The sequence below is a fragment of the Streptomyces sp. SCA2-17 genome, from assembly GCF_044336695.1.
Map to the genome: position 1 here is coordinate 3779134 of NZ_CP117521.1, position 18490 is coordinate 3797623.

The window sequence follows — 18490 nt, forward strand, 5'->3', positions numbered from 1 at the left end:
ATCGCTGACCACGAAGGAGAGTGCGATGCCGGGAGGCAGGCTCACCCAGCAGGAACGCCAGCAGATCGCGCTGGGGTTGGCCGACGGCCTCGCCTACGCGGAGATCGCCAGACGCCTGGAGCGCCCGACCTCGACGGTCACGCGCGAGGTCATGCGCAACGGCGGCCCCACCGCCTACCGCGCCGACCTGGCCCACCGCGCCACCGAACGCCGCGCCCACCGGCGCAGGCAGGCCGCGCCCCGGGGGGCGGAGACGCCCCCGCACGTCCAGGGGCGCGACGCCGAGGCGGTGCGCGAGTACGAGGAGGCGTTCACGACCCTCCTCATGCAGCAGGGCCTGCCCAAGATGATGTCCCGGGTGCTGGTCTGCCTCTACACCTCCGACGCGGGCAGCCTCACCGCGTCCGAACTCGTCCAGCGCCTCCAGGTCAGCCCCGCGTCCATCTCCAAGGCGACCACGCTGCTCGAAGGCATGGACCTGATCCGCCGCGAACGCGACGAACGCCGCCGCGACCGCTACGTCGTCGACGGCGACGTCTGGTACCAGGGGATGGTCGCCGCCGCCCGTTCCCACGCCCGGCTCGCCGAGACCGCACGGCAGGGCGTCACCCTCCTCGGCCCCGGCACCCAGGCAGCCGTCCGCCTCGAGAACATCGCCCGCTTCGTCGACTTCGTCGGCGAAAGCATGCTCCGCGCCGCGGACCAGGCCCGCGAGATCCTCCACACCAAACCGGAACGGCCGTCAGACGCTACGACCGAGCCGAGCCCGGACCGCCGCTGAGTGCGACGCCGACTGCGGGTGTGTGGGGGTTGGGGTCTTCTCGGCGCGGAAATCCACCGGCGGGGTGGGGTCGCGCGGCGTACAAATGACCCGGGAGCGTCGGGCGCCCGCCTCACCGGCCCCCCGGCCGTCCGCGCCTCCCTGACCCCGGCCTCACTCGGCCTGTTCTGACCCGCACCCGAGCCACGGATCTGAGCCCCCGCCCGTCACCCCACCCCCAGCTCCCTCTCCAGTGGCGTGCGGAAGCGGGGGGTGACCCGTACCGGACCCAGCCACGCCGACAACCGCCCCGCCTCGGCGGCGATCGCCTCCTCCGCCTCGCTGCCCGCGTCCGTCAGCAGCCGCCACGCGATCTCGCCGTTCGCGCGCTGGGCCCAGCCGCCGATGATGCGGCCGTTCCACCACACCGTGGGGCCGACGTTGCCGGCGCGGTCGTAGAGGGCGGGGACGTGGTCGGGGGAGAGGTACCAGTCGCGGCCGCGCCAGCCCATCGCGGTCGGGTCCAGACCGGGCAGGAGCGCGCACCAGGGGTCCGGGGCGGGGTCGTCGTCCAAGTCGTCGGCCAGGACATGGGCGGTCTCCCCTCCCGCCAGTTCCACCGCACCCGCACCCACATCCGCCAGCGCCCGCCGCGCGTCGCCGAGCGTCCAGCCCGTCCACCACTTCAGGTCGGCCTCCGTGGCCGGCCCGTACGCGGCGAGCCAGCGTCGCGCGAGTTCCGCCTTCGCCTCGCGCACGTCCATCTCGGGGATCTGCGGCACCGGCGCCCACGGGTAGAGGCTGCTGGTCCACGAACCCCGCGGCCGGGCGCGCCGCAGGTGCCCGTCCGCGGCCAGCACCCGCAGCACCCGGCTGCCGATGCTCTGCCGGGCCTCGTACGGTTTGCCCGGCGCCATCAGGAGCGTCTCGCGCAGGGCGGGCACGTCCTTGCTGAGTTCGGCGGTGGTGGCCTCGCCGCGCGCGGCCAGCGCGTCCAGGACCTCCCGCTCGGTGCGGGCGAGCCGCTGCTCGTCCCAGGGCGCGTGCCCCTCGGACCCCTCGGTGTTCTCGCGCAGGTGCTTGAGGAGCGTCGCCCGCTCGCGCAGCGCGACCGCGCGGGCGGTCGAGGAGCTCACGTACGGGGCGAGGTCCGTGGTGACGGCGAAGAGCGTGCGCCGCATGGACAGCAGCTTGACCAGGGACACGTCCTCGTACAGCGCCCGGTCCACGTCGCCGGGCGAGGGCTCGGCCAGCCGTGCGCAGGCGGACAGGTAGACGGTCGCGGGGTCGCTCGCGTGCAGTCCGACGAGGGCGTCCGCGACCTCCTCGGTGGAACCGGCCCGGTGCGCCGGGTGGAGCAGGTGGCGCCGGGCGAGGCGGGCCCGCCGCTGGTCGTCGGAGATGCGGGCGGCGGCGGCACGGACGGGGCTGCGGTTCATGGGGGCGAGCGTAGAGGGGATGTAGGACGGAATCCGTCCTCCACGCTTCCGCGCCTCCGCCCCCCGGCTCGTGTCCGGGACAACCCCTGGAGCGGGATCGGGGCAGTGTAAGGGGCGTACCAGGGTGATGCCCGATGTGGTGATGATCTTGGTTCGGAAGACTCGGGGCCATGGAGCAACTGAAGAGGCAGAAGGCCCCCGGCCGCGGTATCCCCGCCCGCGCCCGGCTGGCGGTGGTCCTGGCCGCCGCGCTCGCCGCGGGGACGGCCACTGCCGCCGGCGCTGCCGCAGCGCCGCGGCCGGACAAGAAGGCGTTGGAGCAGTCGATCGCCGGCTTCCCGAACGCGGACGTGAGCGGCGCCCTGGTCCGCGTCGCCGGCCCCGGCGGCCACTGGTGGGGCACGTCCGGCGCGGCCGACAAGGTCACCGGCGCCTCCGTCCGCTCGGGCTCCTCCTTCCGTATCGGCAGCATCACCAAGCTCTTCACCGGCACGGTGATGCTCCAGCTCGCCGCCGAGCACCGGGTCGACCTGGAGGCGCCCGCCCGGCGCTACGTACCGGGCCTGCTCCCCGACGCCTTCCAGGACGTCCGGGTGGGCCAGCTCCTCAACCACACCAGCGGGCTGCCGGGCCCCTCGGCGCTGACCTACGGGGACGGCTCCAACCAGTGGTTCGCCGAGAACCGCCTCCGCTCGTGGACCCCCACGGAGATCGTCAAGGCCGCCGTGCCCGACGGAAAGGCCCCGGCCTTCCCCGCGGGCACGGCCCAGCAGTACAACGGCATCAACTCGTACGTGGCCGGCATGATCATCGAACGCGTCACCGGCCACCCGTACGCGGACGAGGTCCGCAACCGCATCACCCGCCCCCTGGGGCTGCGCCACACCTACGTTCCGGCGGCGGCCGACGTCTCCCTCCCGGAGCCGCATGCCCACGGCTACCGCACGGTGGACGGTTCGCTCGTCGACGTGACCGAGCAGAGCCCGTACGCCTGGGCGGAGGCCGGCATGATCTCCACCGCGGCCGACCTGGACCGCTTCCTCACGGAGCTCATGCGCGGGCGGCTCCTCCCGCCCTCCCAGCAGCAGCACATCTTCGACCTCCCGGCCGTCCCCAACGCCCCCGGCAACCACCACTGCGCGAGCCTCACCGACCCCGCCGGCCGAGGCACGGCCTGCTTCAGCCGCATCGGCCTCATGCGCACCGAGCTGCCGGACGGCACGGTCGTCTGGGGCAAGACGGGATCACTGCCGGGCTACGTCAACGGGGTCTTCGCGAAACGCGATCTCTCGCGGCGCGTGGTGTACTCGCTCAACTACAACAACCCACCGGGGTCGAGCGAGCTGCCGTACGTCCTGGGGATAGCGAAGGCGGCCTTCGCGGCCCCGAAGGAATGAGAAAGGGCCGGACGCTCCGGCGTCCGGCCCTTTCAGGGAAGTGTGCGCTCGGCAGGATTCGAACCTGCAACCTCTTGATCCGTAGTCAAGTGCTCTATCCGTTAAGCTACGAGCGCTCGGCGTCCGGGGATGGTGATCACCCGTCGGCGTTGCGGGAACAATATTACCCGACGGGGCGGGGTGCTTTTTACCGCCACCGTGTGTGACAGTGCGGTGGCGGACCCCGGGTCCCTCGATCGCCCCGCCGTGGGGCGTCACCGCGAACGGCTCGCAGCTGCGATGACCGGCGAAAGCCGCTGGACGGTGGCCGCCAGTCCTCCGAACACCTGAGGGCTGACGACCGGAACCGTCTACTTGCGGTTGGTCCTCGACCACGGTAGCCGCCGTGGCGAGGGCCGCTTGCTTTGGCCGGGACGGAAGGGGGCCGTCCCTACGGGATCGGCCGAGCCTGCCGCGCGCGACCGTTTCGGCCTTCGCCGTGCCTCGTTCTGAGGGCGTCCCGTCTCACGGCGCGGGTGAAGGAACGATACGGCTCGGCGGCAACGCGGATGGTCGGCCCTCCGGGCCGCTTTGAGTCGCGTATGAGTATCGGGGCGGGGGCGCGTATGCCCTCCGGGAGGGCGATCTCCACGCAGTCCTCAGCCGCCGCGCTGTAGGTGCTCTTCCTGAACCTCACCGAGTCTCCTTGGCGATCCTGCGGATGAAGTCGCGGGACATCTCCGCGTCCAGCGCCTGGGCCTGCAAGTGCTCGAACGCGATGGCGTAGCGCACGACGTGAGCGTCTTCCTCGAAGTAGATGGACCTCGCGAGGGGTTCGACGGCGACCACTGGCTCGCCGACATTGAAGTTGAAGACCGTGTAGGCGCCGTTGATTCCAGTGTGCGCCCCTGCCGCGAACGGGAGAACCTGCAGCTCAATATTCGGCTGTATCGATACGGTGAGGAGATGCTCAAGCTGCCCTCGGAGGACTCCGGGGCCGCCGACCTCCCGCCTCAGGCAAGCCTCGTCAAGTACGCATCTCAGCACGAGTGGAGGCCGGCCTGCTTCGTCGTTGTGAACGAGGATGCCTTGACGCTTCATGCGCAACTCGGCGAAGGCTCGCACCTCACGTGTTGTCTTCCATACGCTGCTGCCCTCGATGACCGCGTGGGCGTAGTCCACTGTTTGCAACAGCCCAGGCATGACAAGCGCGGCGTAGGCGTCGGTGCGGGTGGCGATCTCCTCCAGTTCCATGAAGTCGGCGAACGGAGAGCGGATCACGTCCCGGTACTGGGTGTAAAGGGCATGCTGCCGACTGCTGCTGGCGAGCTTTGCGATCTCTCGCGTCTCTGCGATGCGGTCGGCGTCGTCAACTCCGTAGACAGTGAAGAACTTTTCCAGGTCCGGGCGCTGCTTGCCGTTCTCGATTTTGCTCAGCGACGGGGCGCCGTAGAGGCCCAGCAGTTTGGCTGCATCCGTGAGGTTCAGCCCGGCCCTCATGCGCATGGTCTTCAAGATCGTGCCAAGTCGTCGGCGTAGCAACGTGGGCGTTGCATCGGCCATGCGATCACCTCCCCTGAGCAGCGACTCTACCGACCCTAACTGCCGTGGGGCGGAGCCTCGTTCACTCACTCGGGCTAATCATCTCGAGCAAGGTTGCGTGGAACTGTTAGCGAGCGCATCGTTTTCGCTGTCACAGAGGGAGCTCGGGAAGGCGTGGGGCAATGACCTACAGGATCGGCGCGTTCGTGGTGGACACGCGTGAGGGACGGATCGCGCAGGTGATCGGGGAGCGGGGTAGCCGCCTGACGTTGCGGCGGCCCGGGGGCGGGGCCGAGTGGGAGGCGCCGTTCGCCTCGCTCAGGCTCGCGACCCGGGAAGACCGGGAGGCCGCCGGGCTGTGGCCGACCGGTTCGCGGCCGTCGTACGGGTGTGAGGAGTGCGTGCAGTTGGAGGCCGCGTATCACGCGGCCGCCGCGGGGGACGATCACGTCAAGACGGGGGAGGCCCTTGTCGTCCAGCGCCGCCACTGGCGCATGGCGCACATGGCGGGCGGATGGCCGTGCTGAGGTGCACGCACCGCGGCGGCTGGGCGGCTCGGACCCGGGGCGAGGCCCGCTGCCGCGACTGCGGAACCGTCCGCTTCACGGATTACGGGGCCCTCCGGCCGCCGGGCCTCCCGGACGCGGCCACCCCGCCCCGCCGCACCGCCCTCGCGGCGGACCGTTCCGCCGCCGCGCGCAGGGCCTGGTGGGGGCTGTGACCCGCTTTCGGGGTCGTCCCTCCGCTGGCGCAGTGCAAGGGGCGGTGTTTGCCTGAAAGAGGGGTCACTGTTCCGCGGATGTAGGAGGCGAGGGCCATGGGCGACACCCCAGCTACGGGTGGCCCGGGGCTGGACCAGCTCAGGGACCACCTGGACCGGGCGGCGAAGGCCGTGAACGACGTACTGGAATTGCAGAAGCTCACGCCCGGAGCGGCCGATGACGTTGCTGCCGCGGGGTACGGGAGCACCATCAGTATTGGGTGCAGCGCCTTGAGCGTGGGCTGTCGGACGATGCAGCGATAGCGGCGGCCCGATGAACGCGATCAGACGCCGGACGCGCCGGGGCCCTCACGCGGCCTCGGCGTGCTAGGTCATCGGCAGGTGCCATGAACCGTTCCGCCGCCGCCGGGTACCTCTACTACTTCGCTCACCCGGAATTCTATGAGGTCCCGGATCGCCACCCCCTGACCGACGAGTACCGCTCCCTTCTGCGTGAACGCCTGCCGGATTCCTGGCATCTTGAACGCGGCGACGTATGGCTGCACGCGCTGCCACCGCCCCCGGATGCTTCCGGGGCCCCGGCCGGGGTCGCCCAGGGATTCAAGATTCACGTTTCCGCCACCACCGCATGCGCCCCGCTCCTGCTGGAGCTCGTCGTGCCCGTGTGTGTCAGGGAACGGGTCGCCTTCAAGATCGCAGGGGATCCGGCCCTGCTGGATCTGCTCAACTCCAAGCTCCAAGCGCGGGGGAGCTCCGGCAAGTTCATGACCTTGTACCCACCGGACATGGGGACGTTCCTCCGCCTGCTGGACGAGCTGCACAAGCGGACGAAAGACCGGCCGGTGGCAGGGCCGTACATCCTCTCCGACCGCCGCTACCGGGACAGCAAGGTGCTGTTCTACCGCTACGGCGGCTTCCGCCCGTCGTACGAGCTTCATGCCGACGGCACGCAGAGCACGTACATCCTGTCGCCCAGTGGCGAACCCGTAGCCGACGACCGTACGCCGTACTTCACGCTGCCGTCATGGGTCCGCGACCCGTTCGACGACGGTGACGATGACGCCGGTCACCGCCGCAGCGACGAGGAAACCGGCAGCGCCTTGCTCAACGGGCGCTACCTGATCGAAGGCGCCATGGTCTTCTCCAACGCCGGCGGGGTCTACCACGGCCTGGACACCGGAACCGGGCGGCCCGTGGTGGTCAAGGAGGCCCGTCCCGGCACCAACTGCTGGGCGGTCGACGGGGAGTGGTGGGACGCGCCGCGCCTGCTGTGCCACGAGTACGAGATGATGCGCCGACTGGACGGGCTGCCCTTCGTGCCGCGGCCGGTCGAGCTGTTCCGGGAGTGGGAGCACACCTTCCTGGCCGAGGAACGGGTGGACGCCATCGGGTTCCACGACTTCTGGGCGCGCGAGGAGATCATCCTCGCCCCGTACATCCGGCGACCCGGCCGGCTGGAACGGTTCCTGCCGGTGTTCCGGCGCGTGGCGGCAACGCTCATCGGCATGGTGGCCGCGGTCCACGAACGGGGAGTCCTGCTCGGGGACCTCTCGCCGCAGAACATCCTGATCGACCCCGACACGCAGCGGATGTGGTTCATCGATTTCGAGAGCGCGATCCGGGAGGGCGGCGAGGGCGAGCCGGCCGCCTATGCGGCCCACTGGGGTACGCCGGGCTTCATGCGCCCGGAACGGACCTCCCCCGGTGGTCGCCTGGAGCGGAAGGACGACTGGTACGCCGCCGGAATGGTCCTCTACGGCTGCATCGTGCCGGCCACCGCCCTCTTCGCGCTGCACCCGGAGGCGGACAGGGCGTTCCTGGACCGGTTCGTTGCGCTGGGCGTGCCGGCGGAGGTGAAATCCGTGATCGACTGCCTGCGCCGGGGCGCGGCGGCGGAAGCCACGGACATCCTGACCGGCTGGAGCCCCTGAGTGAGCGCGGCGGTGGCGGTACTGGCCCGGCTGCGGGCGGAGGTGGCGGACACCGCGGAGGGCATCGCCCGGTACCTGCTGGGCACCGCCGACCGGGAGCGCTCCGACCGGCTCTGGCCCGCCCATTTCCTGGTCTTCGCCACCAACCCGTTGAACGTGGCCTACGGCGCCTGCGGCCCGGCACTGTTCCTGCACACCCTCCCCACCTCCCTGCCCACCGCGGAACGCGCCGCGGGGCTGCCGGAGGACATCCGGGCCTGGATACGGAACCGGCCGCTGGACGTGGAGTCGTATCCGCCCGGGCTGTTCCTCGGGCTGGCGGGCATCGCCGAGACCTTCTGGCGGATCGGCCTGGCCGAGGAAGCCCTGGACGCCCTGGCGCTGCTGTACCGCTCCCCCTTGCTCGAAGCGGAACCGGGCCTGTTCCTGGGGGCGGCCGGCTGGGGGACGGTGAGCCTGCGGTTCCATGCCCGGACCGGCGACCAGATGCACCTGGACGCGGCGGTGCGTGCCGGCGAGCACCTGCTGGCGACGGCGGAGCGGCGGGGCGGCACCTGCTGCTGGCCGTACCGGGCCGAAGGGAGAGTGCATTACGGACTGGGCTACGGGGCGAGCGGCATCGCGCTGTTCCTGCTGCGGCTGTCCCTGGTGACCGGCCGGGACGACTTCCGTTCCGCTGCCGTCCGGGGCCTGGAATTCGATTTGGCGAACTGGACCGACACCGAAGTGGGCGTGCAGTGGGGCCGATTCGAGAACGACATGGTGCGGTATCCGTACCTGATCTACGGAAGCGCCGGGATCGGCAGCGTACTGATCCGGTTCCACCGGATGCTCGGTGACGAGCGCTACCTGGCCCTGGCGTGCCGCATCGCGGAGGACGCCTACCTCACCTACGCCCTGCTGCCGAACCTCTTCGAGGGAATGGCCGGCCTCGGGGAATTCCAGCTGGACATGTTCCGGAGCACTGCCGAACGAGGCTACCTTCACCAAGCATTCGACATTGCCGAGACGATGCTGATGTTCCGCATCGAACGTCCGGAGGGAATCGCGTACCCCGGGCGCGCACTCAGCCGGATCTCGGCGGACTACGCGACCGGCGCGGCCGGGGTGGGCCTGTACTTCACCCGGCTGCTGCGCCCGGGCGGGATGGCGTTCTTGGACGACGGTCTGCCCGACGCCGACGCCGACGCCGACTCCGATACCGACTCCGACTCCGACGCCGACACGATCCGGTTCAACGACCCCGCTTGACCCTCACGAAGGTGAGCACGGCCAGAGCGACCGCTACGGAGAACAGGACGCTCCAGGGGGCCAGGTCGGCCACTGCCAAGGCGGCGAGGGCCGGCAGGGTGAGGAGCGTCGGGTAGGACGACGGGGTCAGGGCGGTGCTCAGGTGGCGGGTCATCGGGAGGTTCCTTCTCGGGCACGGTCCAGGTAGTCGGCCAGGTCGCCCCAGCCCTCGGTCGTGGCGGGCGGCTCGCCGGACATGGCGTGCGGGTCGTCGTGCCAGGCGTCCCGTACGGCCGCCGACGTGGCGGTGTCGCCGCCGGAGAAGAGGGCGCTCAGTTCGTCCATGCGGGCCGCCAGCCGCCGCACCCGCGGATCCGTGGGAGGGACCCCGGCCGTACGGAGCCGGTCGGCCCGGCGGTACAGCTCGGGCCACTCGACCTCCAGGAGGTAGTGCGCGGCGGGGCCCACCGCGCCGGCGCTGTCCTGGAGGAGCCGGAGCCGGCCGGCGTCGAGGCGGTCCCGGAGGACGTGCGCGCGGTCCGGGGCGGTGGCGCCGGTGGCGCGCAGGGCGTCGAGCAGCGCGGTGGCCGTGGGCGCGCGGCCGGCCGACAACTCGGCGTCCATCCGCCGGAGGCGCTCCCGCAGGGACGTGAGCGCGGTGAGGGCGGCCTCCACACCGGCCAGGTGATCCCGTACGAGGCGGGCAGGATCGACGCCACCGCCGCTGCCCACGCCGCTGTCCAGGCAGGTGGCGATCGTCTCCAGGCCGAGCCCGAGGCTCCGCAGGGCGAGCACCTGGTAGAGGCGGACGAGGTCGTCCTCGGTGTACTCCCGGTGCCCTCCCGGCGTGCGCCGGGAGGGGCTGAGCAGACCGATGGTGTCCCAGTGGTGCAGCGTGCGCACGGTGAGGCCGCTCGCCTCGGCGAGGGCGCCCACTTTCCAGGTGCCGGAAGCGTTCATCAGGCAACCATGCCTCCTCACGCGACGTGAGGTTCAAGCCGAGCCGTAGGACCCCGTACGGGCCGCCCCCTCCTGCCCGACGCTGTCCTTCGGCACTCCCGCGCAGTAGGGTGCGCCCCGCTCTCTGCTTCAGCTCCTGCACGGACCGCAGCACGTTCCTTCGTAGGAAGGCAGTTGCATGAGGAACCTGAGGAACCTGAAGAACATAAGGAACATGAGGAAGAGGCACAGACGCATCGGCCGGCTGGTCGCCTCCCTCGCCGTCGTGGCGATGGCCGCCGCCGCTCCCGGAGTCGCCGCCGCCGACCCCGCGCCGGCGGATGCCGGGGCCCGGGCCGGGACCAGGGCGACCGCGGCCGTCTTCGGGTCGTCCATCGCCGCCGCCCGGAACGCCGACGGACGGCTGGAGTTCTTCGGCACCAACAGCGGGGACGCGATCTACCACCGCTTCCAGGCCGCCATCGGCGGCAACTGGTCGCCCTGGGCGCAGTTCGACGGAGCGCTGCGGGCCGTCGCCGCGGAGACGAACGCGGACGGCCGCGTCGAGCTGTTCGGGGTGAACGGCGGCGGGGGCATCTATCACCGCTGGCAGACGTCCCCCGGTGGCTCCTGGTCGAACTGGGAGCAGTTCGACGGCGCTCTGACGTCGATCGCCGCCGCCCGCAACGCGGACGGCCGCCTGGAGATCTTCGGCACCAACGCCGCCGGCAACATCTACCACCGCTGGCAGACCGCCCTCGGCGGCGCCTGGTCCGGCTGGGCCCAGTTCGACGGCGGCCTGACGCAGGTCGCCGCCGAGACGAACGCGGACGGCCGTATCGAGCTGTTCGGCGTCAACAGCGGCGGGGGCATCTATCACCGCTGGCAGACGTCCCCCGGTGGCTCGTGGTCGAACTGGGAGCAGTTCGACGGCGCTCTGACGTCGATCGCCGTGGCGCGTAACGCCGACGGCCGCCTGGAGATCTTCGGCACCAACAGCGGGGACGCGATCTACCACCGCTTCCAGACCACCATCGGCGGCAACTGGTCTCCCTGGGCGCAGTTCGACGGAGCGCTGAGTCAGGTCGCCGCGGAGACGAACGCCGACGGCCGCATCGAGCTGTTCGGCGTGAACAGCGGCGGATACGTCTATCACCGCTGGCAGACCGGCCTCGGCGGGCCCTGGTCGAACTGGGCGCAGTTCGACGGACTGCTGAGAGGCTGACGGGACCGAGACCCCATGCCGTCCGCGGCTCACCTGCTCCGCCCAGCTGGCCGGAACCGGACCCCGCGGGCAGCCGTGGGGCGGGGAGGTGTGGGGCAAGATGGGCCTATGGGGACCTTCGCTGCGCACGATGGTCTGATCGCCGGCCGGTACCGCCTGTCCGGGCGGATAGGGCGCGGCGGCATGGGCACGGTATGGCGTGCCACCGACGAGCTGCTGGAGCGCCAAGTCGCCGTCAAAGAGCTGCACATGGACGGCGGTGAGGGCGGCGACAGCACGTGTCCCGCAGGCCTGTCCGACTGCGACCGCACGCTCCGCGAGGCGCGTGCGGCCGCGCTCATCAGTCATCCCAACGTCGTCGCGCTCCACGACATCGTCGTGCAGGACGGGCGCCCCTGGATCGTGATGGAACTCGTGGACGGGCGCGCCCTGTCCGAACTGCTCGCCGCGGAGGGGCCCGTGGGCCCGCGCGAGACCGCGCGGATCGCGATCGCCCTGCTCTCCGCCCTGCGCGCCGCGCACGCCCGCGGCGTCCTGCACCGCGACATCAAGCCACCGAACGTCCTCCTGGAGACGGCGACGGGCCGCGTCGTGCTGACCGACTTCGGTGTCGCCCAGGTCCGCGGGGCGACGACGCTCACCGAGACGGGCGCGTTCGTCGGCTCGCCGGAGTACACCGCGCCGGAGCGCATGTCGGGCGGTTCCGCCGGGCCCGCGTCCGACCTGTGGTCCCTGGGGGTGCTGATGTGCGCGGCGCTCAGCGGGGTGACCCCGTTCCACCGCGACTCGCTGGGCGGCATCCTGCACGCCGTCGTCCACGACGAGATACGCCCGCCCGCCGCCGCGGCGCCCCTCCTGCCCGTCGTCCAAGGGCTGCTGGAGCGCGATCCCGCGCGGCGGATGGGCGCCGACGAAGCGGAGCGGCGGTTACGGGGCTACCTGTCGTCCGGACGGGCGGACGGGGACGGCGGCGGCGGGGGCGGCGGCCCGGGAGGGGGCCTCGGCCGGTACCGGGGTCCGTACCCGCCGGGCGGATCCCCGTACAGCCCCCGCAGCCGCACCGTCCTCATGGCCGCCGTCGCCGTCGTCACCCTCGCCGGGGTCGGGGCCGGGCTCGCCGTCCTGCTGGCCGAGCGCGGCACGGACGACACCGGCGGCCGCCCCGCGCAGGTGTCCAGCGGGACCCTCGGCCGCTCGCCCGGCCCGCCCGTCACCCGCGAGCCCCCGGCCAGCGCTCCCGTACGGGCCCCGGAGGGCTATCACGCGGTGCAGGACCCGGCCGGGTTCGCGCTCGCCGTGCCGGACGGCTTCACCCGCTCCTTCGAGCCCCCGCGCGTCTTCTACTACGCGCCGGACCGGCAGACCCGCCTCGCCGTCGTCATCCAGGACGCGCAGCCCGGCGGCGCCGCGGCCGCCCTGCGCGCCTCCGCCGCCGCGGCCCCCCAGCGCTATCCCGGCTACCGCGCCGCCACCGTCCGCGAGACCACCCGCAAGGGATACCCGGCCGCCTCCTGGGAGTTCACCTGGGACGGCCCCGAAGTCGGCGCGGGCGGGGCCGGCGGTGCGGTGCGGACGTACGACTCCTGCTGGGACGAGGGCGGCAAGATGTACGAGGTGTGGGTCGCGGGCCCGGAGGCGAAGGCGGCACGGACGAAACGGCACTTCGACGTCGCCCTGGAGACGTTCGTGCGGATCAGGACGGTATCCAGTCCTTAGTGCGGTTGGTTCGCTTGATTCTGTAAGCCCGTATGGGGATAGTTTGCTCCGTCAAGGTGCGCCTCCCCGCGCCCCCTTGGTAATGATGGGGCCATGACGAACGACGGGGGACGGCCGCACCGGCCCGGCAGCGCCGGCGAGCCCACCAGAGCAGCCGAGCCCACCAGCTACGACCTTCAGCCACCGAACCGGGCGGTCGCCACGGCTCCGGCGGCTCCTGCGGCTCCGGCGGCAGCACCGAGCCCGTACAGCGCCCCCGCCCCCGCCGATCCCGGCGCCGGCCGCCGCATCGGCAACCGCTACCGGCTGATCTCCCGCCTCGGCCACGGCGGCATGGGTACCGTCTGGAAGGCCCACGACGAGGTCGTCGACCGCGACGTCGCCGTCAAGGAGCCGCGCGTACCGGACCACCTCCCCGCGTCCGTGCGGGAGAACGTCCACCAGCGCATGCAGCGCGAGGCCCGCGCCGCGGCCCGCGTCTCCCACCCCTCGGTCGTCGCCGTCCACGACGTCGTGGTCGAGGAGGGGCGCCCCTGGATCGTCATGGAACTCGTCCGCGGCCACTCGCTGGGCGACCGGCTGAACGACGGCACCCTGGACCCGCGCGAGGCCGCCCGCATCGGCCTGGCCGTCCTCGACGCGCTCGGCGCCGCCCACGAGGCCGGCGTGCTGCACCGCGACGTCAAGCCGGACAACGTGCTCCTCGGCCACGGCGACCGCATCGTCCTCACCGACTTCGGCATCGCCCGGATCGAGGGCGAGCAGGGCCTCACGGAGACGGGCGCGTTCGTCGGCTCGCCCGAGTACGTCGCGCCCGGGCGCGTCCTGGGCCGGCACCCCGGCCCCGAGTCCGACCTGTGGTCGCTCGGCGTCGTGCTGTACGCGGCGGTCGAGGGCGTCTCACCGTTCCGCCGCTCCAACGCCCAGGCCACCATGCAGGCCATCCTGTCGGCGGAGCCGCCGGCGCCGTCGCGCGGCGCCGGCCTGCTCGGCGGGCTCGTCCTGCGGATGCTCAGCAAGGACCCGGCGGCCCGCCCCTCCGCGGCCGAGATCCGCCGCACGCTGGAGGCGGTCGCCCGCCCCGTACCGGCGCAGCAGTCCGCGTTCAGCGCGTCGCGCGTGCCGGCCGCCGGCAGCACCGGCAGCAAGTGGGTCCCGCCCGTCCTGCACGGCAACCGCAAGGCGCAGTGGGGGCTCGGCGCGGGCGTGGTGGCCGTGGCGACGGCCACCACGCTGCTGATCGTCAACCCGTTCGCGGTCGGGCCGGCCGTCCCGCTGCACTGGAAGGTGCGGGACGAGCCGGAGATCGTACGGGCGTCGATGGCGGTGCCCGAGGACTACGTGAAGGGTTTCGACGTCGACAAAAGCTGGGTGACCTTCAGGGACCCCAGCGGGGTCTTCTCCATCTCCCTGGACCGGGACACCCTCGAACAGCGCAAGAAGAACGTCCTGGACCGGGAGCCGAAGGACATCGGCACCGTCGACGCCGAGGCCAAGCGGCTCGCCGACTACTACACGGTCGACCCTTCGTACAAGCTCAAGGACGCCAAGGCGACCGTCTCCAAGTCCGCCGCCGTCCAGGGAATGCAGGCGGCGGAGGTGCTCACCACCTACAGGCCCGGTTCCGATGAGGACGGTCCCCGGAGCGCCATCCGCAGCAAGATCATCGTCAACGACGCCAAGACCGCGCTCTGGCTGATGGAAGTCCGGATGCCCGAGAAGGGCCGGTTGCGCAAGGACGGCGACAAGCTCTTCGAGGATGCCCTCAAGTACTTGAAGATCCAGGATCAGTAGGTTCAGTAAGTTCAGCAAGTTCAGTACGTACTGAAGATCCGCGATCAGTAATTACCCACGGGTATTCAAGCGGTACGGGTCCGTCATACGCTCCCTCGTATGACGGACTCGGCACACACCGCACCCGTAGCAGCACCGGCGCCCGCGGCGGCGGCGCACCCGCCCGCCGGCGGCAACCCCGTAGCCCCGCCCGGCAGTCGCACCCCCGCCGACGTCGTCACTCCCGCCCTCGCCGCCCGCCTCACCCGCCCCGTCGTAGGCTCCGGCACCACCGGCAGCCGCACGCCCCTCACCGGGCTGCGGCTCGCCGAACTGCCCGAGTCCTCCCCGGACGACGTGGCCACCGCCTTCGCGCGCGCCCGCGAGGCGCAGCAGCAGTGGGCGGCCGTGCCCGTGGCCGAGCGCGCCGCCGTCCTGCTGCGCTTCCACGACCTGCTGCTCGGGCGGCAGTCCGAGGTCCTCGACCTCATCCAGGCGGAGACCGGCAAGGCCCGCCTGCACGCCCACGAGGAAGTGCAGGCCGTGGCCGTCGGCGCCCGCCACTACGGGCGCAGGGGGCCCGCCTATCTGCGGCCGAAGGGCCACGCGGGCGTGCTCCCCGTCCTCACCAAGGTCACCGAGCTGCGCCACCCGCGCGGCGTCGTCGGCCAGATCGCCCCCTGGAACTACCCGCTGGAACTGTCCGTGGGGGACGCCCTGCCCGCCTTCGTGGCCGGCAACGCCGTCGTGATGAAGCCCGACACCGGGACGGCCCTGACCGCCCTGTGGGCGCGCGAGCTGCTGGTCGAGGCGGGGCTGCCGGAGGAGGTCTGGCAGGTCGTGATCGGCGACGGCCCGGTCATCGGCCCGGCGCTCGTCGCGCACGCCGACTACGTCTCCTTCACCGGCTCCACGCGCACCGGCCGCGAGGTCGCCCAGGGCGCCGCGGCCCGCCTGATCGGCTCCTCGCTCGAACTCGGCGGCAAGAACGCCATGCTCGTCCTCCACGACGCCGACGTCGAGAAGGCCGCCGCGGGCGCCGTCCGCGGCTGCTTCTCGTCCGCGGGACAGCTGTGCATCTCCATCGAGCGGCTGTACGTGCACGAGTCCGTCGCCGACGCGTTCCTGGAGCGCTTCACCGCCCGCGCCAAGGCCCTGCGGCTCGGCACGGGCCTCGCCTACGGCGCCGACATGGGCTCCCTCGCCTCACAGCGCCAGCTGGACGCGGTGACCCGGCACGTCGACGACGCCGTCGCGCAGGGCGCCACCGTCCTCGCGGGCGGCCGCCCGCGGCCCGACGTCGGCCCGTTCTTCTACGAGCCGACGATCCTCGACGGCGTCAAGCCGTCCATGGCCGTGTGCGCCGAGGAGACCTTCGGGCCCGTCGTCTCCGTCTACCGCTTCCGGGACGAGGACGAAGCCGTCGCCCTCGCCAACGCCACCCCGTACGGGCTCAACGCGAGCGTGTGGACCGCCGACGGGCGGCGCGGCCGCGCGATCGCGGCGCGGCTGCGCACCGGCACCGTCAACGTCAACGAGGCTTACGCGGCCGCGTACGGCAGCGCGCAGGCCCCCATGGGCGGCATGGGCGAGTCGGGGCTGGGCCGCCGCCACGGCTCCGAGGGCATCCTCAAGTACACCGAGGCCCAGACGGTCGCCCACCAGCGCGTCGTACCGCTCGGCCCGGCCTTCGGGCTGGACGACGCCAAGTACGCGGAGATCATGACCCGGGGCCTGCGGCTGCTGAAGACGCTGCGCCTGCGCTGACGGCCCCCTGCCGCGCAACACGCGTTCACGTTCGCGTTCACGTTCACGTACGACACGGAGGAACGGAGAGGCAGTGTTCGACTACGACGTGATCGTCGTCGGCTCGGGCTTCGGCGGCGCGGTCTCCGCGCTGCGCCTGACCGAGAAGGGCTACCGCGTGGGCGTCCTGGAGGCGGGCCGCCGCTTCACCCGCGACAACCTGCCCAGGAGCTCGTGGGACCTGCGCAACTACCTGTGGGCGCCCGCACTCGGCCTCTACGGCATCCAGCGCATCCACCTCCTCGGCAACGTCATGGTCCTCGCGGGCGCCGGCGTCGGCGGCGGCTCGCTCAACTACGCCAACACCCTCTACGTGCCGCCGAAGGCGTTCTTCCAGGACCGGCAGTGGTCCGGCATCACCGACTGGGAGGAGGAGCTGCGGCCGTACTACGACCAGGCGAGCCGCATGCTCGGTGTCCGCCTCAACCCCACGACGACGCCCTCCGACATCCACCTGAAGGCGGCGGCCGAGCGGCTGGGCGTGGGGGAGACCTTCCGCAAGGCCCCGGTCGGGGTGTTCTTCGGGGACGGCGAGGACGCCGACGGCACGCACCGGGCCCGGCCCGGCGAGGAGACCGCCGACCCCTACTTCGGCGGCGCCGGCCCCGCCCGCCGGGCCTGCACCGAGTGCGGCGAGTGCATGACCGGCTGCCGGCACGGCGCGAAGAACACCCTCAACGAGAACTACCTGTACCTGGCCGAGCGGGCGGGCGCCGTCGTCCACCCCATGACCACCGTCGTCGCGGTGACCGAGCACCGGGAGGGCGGCTACCGCGTCGTGACCGTCCCGACCGACAAGCGGCGCGGCTCCGGGGCCGCCCGGCCGCGGGTCCTGCGCGCGGAGCGGGTCGTGATCGCCGCCGGCACGTACGGCACCCAGACGCTGCTGCACACCATGAAGGACAAGGGCCTGCTGCCCCGCATCCCGTCCGGGCTGGGCCGGCTGACCCGGACGAACTCCGAGGCCCTGGTGGGCGCGCAGACCGACGACCGCCGCTACGGCACCGCGCACGGCGGGGCCCGGCCGGACTTCACGCGGGGCGTCGCCATCACCTCCTCCGCCTATCTGGACGACCACACGCACATCGAGCCCGTCCGCTACGGCAAGGGGTCGAACGCGATGGGCTTGATGTCCGTCCTCCAAGTGCCGGTGGGGACGCGGTCGCCGCGGGCCGTCGCGTGGGCGGCGCGCTGCGTACGGCACCCGGTGCAGCTGCTGCGGTCGCTCTCCAACCGGCGCTGGTCCGAGCGGACGATCATCGGGCTCGTGATGCAGTCGCTCGACAACTCCCTGACCACGTACCGCCGGAGCCGCGGCCCCGGCAAGGGCCTGCTGACCGCGCGGCAGGGCCACGGGGCGCCCAACCCGAAGCAGATCCCCGCGGCGGCGATGGCCGCGGACATCATCGCCGAGGAGATCAACGGCTTCCCCGGCAGCAATGTGGGCGAGCTGATGGGCACCCCGCTGACCGCGCACTTCCTCGGCGGCTGCCCGATCGGCGCGGACGCCGCGCAGGGCGTCATCGACCCGTACCACCGGCTGTACGGGCACCCCGGCATCTCGGTCGTGGACGGCGCGGCCGTCTCCGCGAACCTCGGCGTCAATCCGTCGCTCACCATCACGGCCCAGGCGGAACGGGCCATGTCCTTCTGGCCGAACAAGGGCGAGCCCGACCCGCGGCCGGAGCAGGGACAGACGTACGAACGGATCGAGGCGGTCGCGCCCGTACGGCCGGCCGTGCCGGAAGGGGCGTACGGGGAACTGAAGTTGAAGGCGGCGCCGGAGGTGTCGTCGGTGCAGCCGGCGCCGGAGGGGCGGCCATTGCTGAGGCTGCTGCCGGTGCTCCCGCCGGAGGGGCGGCCGAACGGGCGCGGGTGCGGGTCTTCTTGAGGGCCTGAGGGGCGCGGCTCACGGCGAAGGGCCCCGGGCCGCCTCCGCGGGGGCGTGCGGGCGGCCTCGGGGCCCTTGACTGCCGGCACCGAGGTCAGGGCAGGGTCGGTGCCGCGGAGCGGCGCCGGGGGGAGCGCCGCG

Annotated in this window: 17 protein-coding genes and 1 tRNA gene; 12 read left to right on the forward strand and 6 right to left on the reverse strand. The window is 72.2% G+C overall.

Annotated features, from left to right (window positions below):
- Nucleotides 1-25: 25 nt before the first annotated feature.
- Nucleotides 26-781, forward strand: coding sequence for a helix-turn-helix domain-containing protein (locus PS271_RS17090; RefSeq protein ID WP_398382706.1), 756 nt, complete (start codon nt 26-28; stop codon nt 779-781).
- A gap of 206 nt (nt 782-987) precedes the next feature.
- Here the strand turns inward: PS271_RS17090 and PS271_RS17095 are convergent, their stop codons facing one another.
- Complete coding sequence (locus PS271_RS17095) at nt 988-2199, reverse strand: winged helix DNA-binding domain-containing protein (RefSeq protein WP_398382707.1); 1212 nt, start codon at nt 2197-2199, stop codon at nt 988-990.
- Nucleotides 2200-2369: 170 nt separating this feature from the next.
- Between PS271_RS17095 and PS271_RS17100 the strand changes: the two genes are divergently transcribed.
- Nucleotides 2370-3596 (forward strand): serine hydrolase domain-containing protein, encoded by a 1227-nt coding sequence (locus tag PS271_RS17100; RefSeq protein WP_398382708.1) that lies wholly within the window; start codon nt 2370-2372, stop codon nt 3594-3596.
- 43 nt (nt 3597-3639) lie between these two features.
- On the opposite strand, the gene PS271_RS17105 is transcribed toward PS271_RS17100, so the two are convergent.
- The 3 genes from PS271_RS17105 to PS271_RS17115 form a co-directional block, all read right to left on the reverse strand.
- Nucleotides 3640-3712 (reverse strand) — tRNA-Arg (locus PS271_RS17105).
- Nucleotides 3713-4026: 314 nt separating this feature from the next.
- Nucleotides 4027-4272, reverse strand: a complete 246-nt coding sequence (locus PS271_RS17110; protein ID WP_398382709.1) for a DUF397 domain-containing protein — start codon at nt 4270-4272, stop codon at nt 4027-4029.
- Nucleotides 4269-5138, reverse strand: a complete 870-nt coding sequence (locus PS271_RS17115) for a helix-turn-helix domain-containing protein (protein WP_398382710.1) — start codon at nt 5136-5138, stop codon at nt 4269-4271. Before PS271_RS17115 ends, PS271_RS17110 begins: the two co-directional genes overlap by 4 nt.
- A gap of 161 nt (nt 5139-5299) precedes the next feature.
- Between PS271_RS17115 and PS271_RS17120 the strand changes: the two genes are divergently transcribed.
- The 5 genes from PS271_RS17120 to PS271_RS17140 all read left to right on the forward strand — a co-directional run bounded on the left by PS271_RS17120 (nt 5300) and on the right by PS271_RS17140 (nt 9020).
- Complete coding sequence (locus PS271_RS17120) at nt 5300-5644, forward strand: hypothetical protein (protein WP_398382711.1); 345 nt, start codon at nt 5300-5302, stop codon at nt 5642-5644.
- Nucleotides 5632-5838 (forward strand): DUF6255 family natural product biosynthesis protein, encoded by a 207-nt coding sequence (locus PS271_RS17125; RefSeq protein ID WP_398382712.1) that lies wholly within the window; start codon nt 5632-5634, stop codon nt 5836-5838. The genes PS271_RS17120 and PS271_RS17125 overlap by 13 nt, the downstream gene beginning before the upstream one ends.
- A 96-nt stretch (nt 5839-5934) precedes the next feature.
- Entirely contained in the window at nt 5935-6141 is a 207-nt protein-coding gene (locus PS271_RS17130) for a class III lanthipeptide (RefSeq protein ID WP_398382713.1), read from the forward strand.
- 83 nt (nt 6142-6224) lie between these two features.
- Nucleotides 6225-7769, forward strand: a complete 1545-nt coding sequence (locus PS271_RS17135) for a class III lanthionine synthetase LanKC N-terminal domain-containing protein (protein ID WP_398382714.1) — start codon at nt 6225-6227, stop codon at nt 7767-7769.
- Entirely contained in the window at nt 7770-9020 is a 1251-nt protein-coding gene (locus PS271_RS17140) for a lanthionine synthetase C family protein (protein ID WP_398382715.1), read from the forward strand.
- Here PS271_RS17140 and PS271_RS17145 read toward each other — a convergent pair.
- A complete protein-coding gene (locus PS271_RS17145) occupies nt 9004-9174 on the reverse strand; it encodes a hypothetical protein (RefSeq protein ID WP_398382716.1) in 171 nt (56 codons plus the stop codon). The genes PS271_RS17140 and PS271_RS17145 overlap by 17 nt on opposite strands.
- Nucleotides 9171-9959, reverse strand: coding sequence for a MerR family transcriptional regulator (locus PS271_RS17150; protein ID WP_398382717.1), 789 nt, complete (start codon nt 9957-9959; stop codon nt 9171-9173). Before PS271_RS17150 ends, PS271_RS17145 begins: the two co-directional genes overlap by 4 nt.
- A 214-nt stretch (nt 9960-10173) precedes the next feature.
- Here PS271_RS17150 and PS271_RS17155 point away from each other — a divergent pair, with 214 nt between their 5' ends.
- The 5 genes from PS271_RS17155 to PS271_RS17175 all read left to right on the forward strand — a co-directional run bounded on the left by PS271_RS17155 (nt 10174) and on the right by PS271_RS17175 (nt 18349).
- Entirely contained in the window at nt 10174-11163 is a 990-nt protein-coding gene (locus PS271_RS17155) for a PLL family lectin (RefSeq protein ID WP_398382718.1), read from the forward strand.
- A 108-nt stretch (nt 11164-11271) separates the two neighbouring features.
- Nucleotides 11272-12879, forward strand: a complete 1608-nt coding sequence (locus tag PS271_RS17160) for a serine/threonine-protein kinase (RefSeq protein WP_398382719.1) — start codon at nt 11272-11274, stop codon at nt 12877-12879.
- 93 nt (nt 12880-12972) lie between these two features.
- The gene (locus PS271_RS17165) at nt 12973-14673 is read left to right on the forward strand and encodes a serine/threonine-protein kinase (protein WP_398382720.1); all 1701 of its coding nucleotides are present in this window, start codon (nt 12973-12975) and stop codon (nt 14671-14673) included.
- A 99-nt stretch (nt 14674-14772) separates the two neighbouring features.
- The gene (locus tag PS271_RS17170; RefSeq protein WP_398382721.1) at nt 14773-16419 is read left to right on the forward strand and encodes a succinic semialdehyde dehydrogenase; all 1647 of its coding nucleotides are present in this window, start codon (nt 14773-14775) and stop codon (nt 16417-16419) included.
- A 73-nt stretch (nt 16420-16492) separates the two neighbouring features.
- Nucleotides 16493-18349, forward strand: a complete 1857-nt coding sequence (locus PS271_RS17175) for a GMC family oxidoreductase N-terminal domain-containing protein (RefSeq protein ID WP_398382722.1) — start codon at nt 16493-16495, stop codon at nt 18347-18349.
- Nucleotides 18350-18490 lie beyond the last annotated feature (141 nt).

What these genes read in the sequence shown, in the direction of transcription:
- PS271_RS17090 (WP_398382706.1), top strand. Translation starts at nt 26, where the DNA reads ATGCCGGGAGGCAGGCTCACCCAGCAGGAACGCCAGCAGATCGCGCTG.
- PS271_RS17095 (WP_398382707.1), bottom strand. Translation starts at nt 2,199, where the DNA reads ATGAACCGCAGCCCCGTCCGTGCCGCCGCCGCCCGCATCTCCGACGAC.
- PS271_RS17100 (WP_398382708.1), top strand. Translation starts at nt 2,370, where the DNA reads ATGGAGCAACTGAAGAGGCAGAAGGCCCCCGGCCGCGGTATCCCCGCC.
- PS271_RS17115 (WP_398382710.1), bottom strand. Translation starts at nt 5,138, where the DNA reads ATGGCCGATGCAACGCCCACGTTGCTACGCCGACGACTTGGCACGATC.
- PS271_RS17120 (WP_398382711.1), top strand. Translation starts at nt 5,300, where the DNA reads ATGACCTACAGGATCGGCGCGTTCGTGGTGGACACGCGTGAGGGACGG.
- PS271_RS17125 (WP_398382712.1), top strand. Translation starts at nt 5,632, where the DNA reads ATGGCCGTGCTGAGGTGCACGCACCGCGGCGGCTGGGCGGCTCGGACC.
- PS271_RS17130 (WP_398382713.1), top strand. Translation starts at nt 5,935, where the DNA reads ATGGGCGACACCCCAGCTACGGGTGGCCCGGGGCTGGACCAGCTCAGG.
- PS271_RS17135 (WP_398382714.1), top strand. Translation starts at nt 6,225, where the DNA reads ATGAACCGTTCCGCCGCCGCCGGGTACCTCTACTACTTCGCTCACCCG.
- PS271_RS17145 (WP_398382716.1), bottom strand. Translation starts at nt 9,174, where the DNA reads ATGACCCGCCACCTGAGCACCGCCCTGACCCCGTCGTCCTACCCGACG.
- PS271_RS17150 (WP_398382717.1), bottom strand. Translation starts at nt 9,959, where the DNA reads ATGAACGCTTCCGGCACCTGGAAAGTGGGCGCCCTCGCCGAGGCGAGC.
- PS271_RS17155 (WP_398382718.1), top strand. Translation starts at nt 10,174, where the DNA reads ATGAGGAAGAGGCACAGACGCATCGGCCGGCTGGTCGCCTCCCTCGCC.
- PS271_RS17160 (WP_398382719.1), top strand. Translation starts at nt 11,272, where the DNA reads ATGGGGACCTTCGCTGCGCACGATGGTCTGATCGCCGGCCGGTACCGC.
- PS271_RS17165 (WP_398382720.1), top strand. Translation starts at nt 12,973, where the DNA reads ATGACGAACGACGGGGGACGGCCGCACCGGCCCGGCAGCGCCGGCGAG.
- PS271_RS17170 (WP_398382721.1), top strand. Translation starts at nt 14,773, where the DNA reads ATGACGGACTCGGCACACACCGCACCCGTAGCAGCACCGGCGCCCGCG.